The organism is Pseudomonas lactucae, from assembly GCF_016937615.1.
Lineage (GTDB): Bacteria > Pseudomonadota > Gammaproteobacteria > Pseudomonadales > Pseudomonadaceae > Aquipseudomonas > Aquipseudomonas lactucae.
Map to the genome: position 1 here is coordinate 1 of NZ_JAFHKI010000211.1, position 3,881 is coordinate 3,881.

3 protein-coding genes are annotated in these 3,881 nt (G+C 63.5%); all 3 read right to left on the reverse strand.

Features of this window, described 5'->3' with window-relative positions; genetic code table 11:
- Positions 1-24: 24 nt before the first annotated feature.
- Positions 25-1,968, reverse strand: a complete 1,944-nt coding sequence (locus JWR98_RS28240; RefSeq protein WP_205491811.1) for a PAS domain-containing hybrid sensor histidine kinase/response regulator — start codon at positions 1,966-1,968, stop codon at positions 25-27.
- Positions 1,910-3,055: a nitric oxide-sensing protein NosP gene (gene nosP, locus JWR98_RS28245; RefSeq protein WP_078733822.1), complete on the reverse strand. Its 1,146-nt coding sequence runs from the start codon at positions 3,053-3,055 to the stop codon at positions 1,910-1,912. Before nosP ends, JWR98_RS28240 begins: the two co-directional genes overlap by 59 nt.
- A 141-nt stretch (positions 3,056-3,196) precedes the next feature.
- Positions 3,197-3,881 (reverse strand): sulfite exporter TauE/SafE family protein (locus JWR98_RS28250; protein ID WP_205491812.1); only part of this gene is annotated, 685 nt, incomplete at its 5' end.

Sequence of the window (3,881 nt, forward strand, 5' to 3'; positions counted from 1 at the left end):
CCACATTGGATCTCCACTTGTCTGTCAGGGCCGGTGTAACAGGTGGCTCATGGCGGTTTTGAGCTTCATCGGCCGCACCGGCTTGTGCATCAAGGTGTGCCCCAACTCGCGGATCTGCTGCTTCAATTCGTTGCTGTAGTTGGCGGTGATCATCAGCGCAGGTATTGCGCGACCGCGGCGGGCGTTGATGCGGGCGACGGCGTCAACGCCGTTCTGGTCGTCGTCGAGGTGGTAGTCGGCGATCAGCAAATCCGCCTCGGCATGGTAGTTGTCCACCTGCCGCGCCAGGTCTTCTTCGGATAACGCCGTCACGACCTGGCAGCCCCAACCTTCGAGCAAGGTGCGCATGCCTGCGCAAATCGCCGCGTCGTTATCCAGCACCCATATCCGGGCGCCCTGCAAGCGCTCCAGCAACGCCTCGCTCATGCACGGCAGGGGCAATGACTTGGGCGCGGTGGCGCTCAACGGCACCTCCACTGCAAACATCGAGCCCTTGCCCGGCCAGGATTTGACTGTGATGCGGTGCCCCAGAATGCCGGCGATTTTTTCTACTATCGCCAGCCCCAGGCCCAAGCCGCGATCCTGGTCCGGGCGCTGCACATCGCCGCGCTTGAACTCCTGGAAGATCTCCTCCAGCCGCTCCTCGGCAATGCCCATGCCGCTGTCCCACACCTGGATCGACAAGCGCTGATGCTGGCGCCGACACCCCAGCACAATGCGCCCTTGATAGGTGTAGCGAATCGCGTTGCTCAGCAGGTTGCGCAGGATCCGCGCCAATAGCTGGATGTCGCTGCGCACCAGCGCCGAGCAACCGACAAAGTGCAGCTCCAGCCCTTCGCTGCGGGCCAATTCGGTGTACTCGGCGGCCAGGTTATCGAGCAATTCGCTCAAGGCGAACGGCGCGATATCAGCCTTGATCACCCCGGCGTCGAGCTTGGAGATATCCACCAGGGTGCCGAGCAGGTTTTCCACGTCTTCCAGGGAATTGCTCACGTTGCGCACCAGTTTTTCACTCGGGCGTTCGAGCAAGGCGCTGGTGAACAAGCGTGCGGCGTTGAGCGGTTGCAGCAGGTCGTGGCTGACGGCCGCGAGGAACTTGGTTTTTGACAGGTTGGCCTGTTCGGCCTCCAGCTTGGCCTCGCGCAGACGGGTTTCCATGCGCCGGCGCTCGTCGATCTCCTTGAGTAACTGGTCGTTGAGCGCGGTGAGTTCCGAGGTACGCTGGGCCACGCGCTGTTCCAGGTGCTGATAGGCCTGGTGCAGGGCTTCGGCGGTGCGGCGGCGTTCGGTGATGTCGCGGATCAACACAAAGATCCCCACCACCTCGCCACCGGCGAGCATATTCGGCACGTAGGAGCGCAGCATGTAGCGCTCCTGATTATTGATGTTGGTCTCGGCGAACTCGAAGGTCACGCTCTCGCCGGCCAGGGCACGCGCGACGTAGGCGTCCAGGCGCCGGCAGTGCTGCTCGCTGTGCACTTGACGCAGGCTCTGGCCGAGCATCATGCCGCGCGGCCAGCAGTACCATTCTTCATAGACTTTATTGGTGAACTCGTAGACCAGGTCGGCATTCAGGTAGCCGATCAATGCCGGCACGTTATCGGTGATCAGGCGGATCCAGCGTTCGCTTTCCTGGGCTTTCTGCGCCGCCACCTGTTCGCCGCGCAGGGTTTCGGCGCGCAGCCGAGCGTTGATCAACAAGTGGTTGCTGGCCTTGAGTTCGGCCATCGCCTGGTTCAGCGCGTCGGTGCGTTCACGCACCTGCTCGGCCAGTACCACCGAATGCTGGAAGGTGGTGTACGGATTATTGCCCTGGCTCATGCCGGACTCGATGCGCTCGATCAGCGCCGCGTTGATCCGCGCCAGCTTGTGGTTGTCCTGTTGCAGCTGGGCCAACTGGGCGAGCAGTTCAGCGCCGGCCGCGGGCAATGGCGACCCCGGTGAAGGTCTGGTTGATATGCATGCCATTGAACTGTTCTCCGTAGGTGTTGAAACCCATCACCCGCTTGGCTTGCAGAAAGCTGCCGATCTGTTCCAGGTCGCCGGCGTCTTCCAGCTCCAGGCGGCGCAGGAAGCAGTCGCAGCCGAGGGTCAGCAGCAGGTCGCCAAGGCGTGAGTGCAGGCCATCGAACAGGCTTTCCAGGTTGGGCAGGATCGGGCCGGGTTTCATCACGGTCAGCACGATGCCGTTTTCCACCGCGCAGTAGAAACTCAGGCTCAGGTCTGCGTGCACCTGTTGGATGGCGCGCACGTAGTACTGGTCATGGATACGCACCGCCAGCGGGTGGGCGGCGAAGGTGCGGTGGTCGAGGTCGGCCACCGCCACGCCGATATGCCGCGCATACTCTTCGGCGGCGGGTTCGGCGTTGAGCTCATAGACCCGACGCGAGGGGCTGTCGGCACCGGTCACCACCAGTTTCTCCGCTCGCGGCAGGATGTGGTGGGTGGTGAACACCTCGAAATCCAGCCAGGTATTGACCAGCACCACCACTGCCGCGCCGCTGTGGAACGCGCCGTTGAAGTAGACGTGGGTGTGGGTGAGGAAGTTGTCATCGCCGGCTGAGCCGCCAAAGTGCGGAATATCGCCCAACGCGGCGCTGAGGGCGGCGAGCACCATTTCTTCGCGGCTGGACAGGCCATCGAGCAGGGTCAGGGCGAAGGTGTTGCCCTTGATCGGCGCCAGGGTATTGCTGCGACAACCGCCGACCAGGCGCTCGACCAGGTGCTGAGCGTCGATCAGGCTGAAGTGTTCCACCTGGTCGATCAACTCGGTGGCGATGGAGAAATGCGCGTGGTTGAAGCCCACCGCCGTGACGCAATTGCGCCCGTAGCCCTGGGGCGTTATCTCGCCGGCGCTGGTGCAACCCACCACGCGCACCGTACCGAAGCACTGCTGCAAGGCATCGCCGAGCGCCTTCAGGTCGTAGGACGCCGAGCAGAAAAACAGCACGAAACCCAGGTAAGGGTGCAGCAGCTGTCGCGCCAACTCTTCGGCGGCCTGCCCGGCATCCACGGCCTGGGACATGGCACTGACTACGCCTTCACTGTTGTGCATCGTTACCTCCCCCTCTGAGGCATGAGTGTACGAAGGGCGGGGGGGCGGCACCTATGCTACTTGGGTACTGGGTGGGGGGATGCGATGGGATGAGTTTCTCAAAAACAATGGAGATCCAAATGTGGGAATTGTATCTCCGGTTCAGAGGACGGCGTTGACCAGCATGCCGACTGCAACCACCACACACAGCCCGGCAAACCCCACCTGCAAGGCACGCGCGGGGATCAGCGAACACAGGCGCCGACCGACCAGCATGCCGACGATGCTCGCGCCGATAAACACCCACCCGACCGGCTCGATGCGCACGCCGGCATGGAACGCACCCGCCACGCCGATCAGCGAAATCAGACTGATGACCATCAACGACGTGGCGACGATGCCGCGCATCTGCACGTCGGTGAGCTGCTTGAACGCCGGTACGATCAGGAAACCGCCACCCACGCCGAGCAGGCCGGACACCGCACCGGTCACGGCGCCCAACGCGGCCAGGGTGGCGCTGCATTTGGCGGTCCAGGCCAGGCGCCCGGTCTGCTGGTTGAGCATGCAGTTCTTCTGGCCCCAGGACGCGGCGCCGTGGTCGCTCGGCCCGGCCTCGAGCTTTTCGCGCTGCAGCATGCGCCAGGCCACCAGCACCATCAGCGCACTGAACAAACCCATCAGCAGTGGTTCCGGCAATTGGTGGGCAAAGAACACGCCCAGCGGCGAAAACAGCCCGCCCAGCAACGCGATCAACAACGCGGCGCGGTAACGCACCAAGCCGTGGCGCAAACCGTCAATCGCGCCGACGGCCGCCGCCGCGCCCACCGCGAGCAGCGAGATTGGCGCG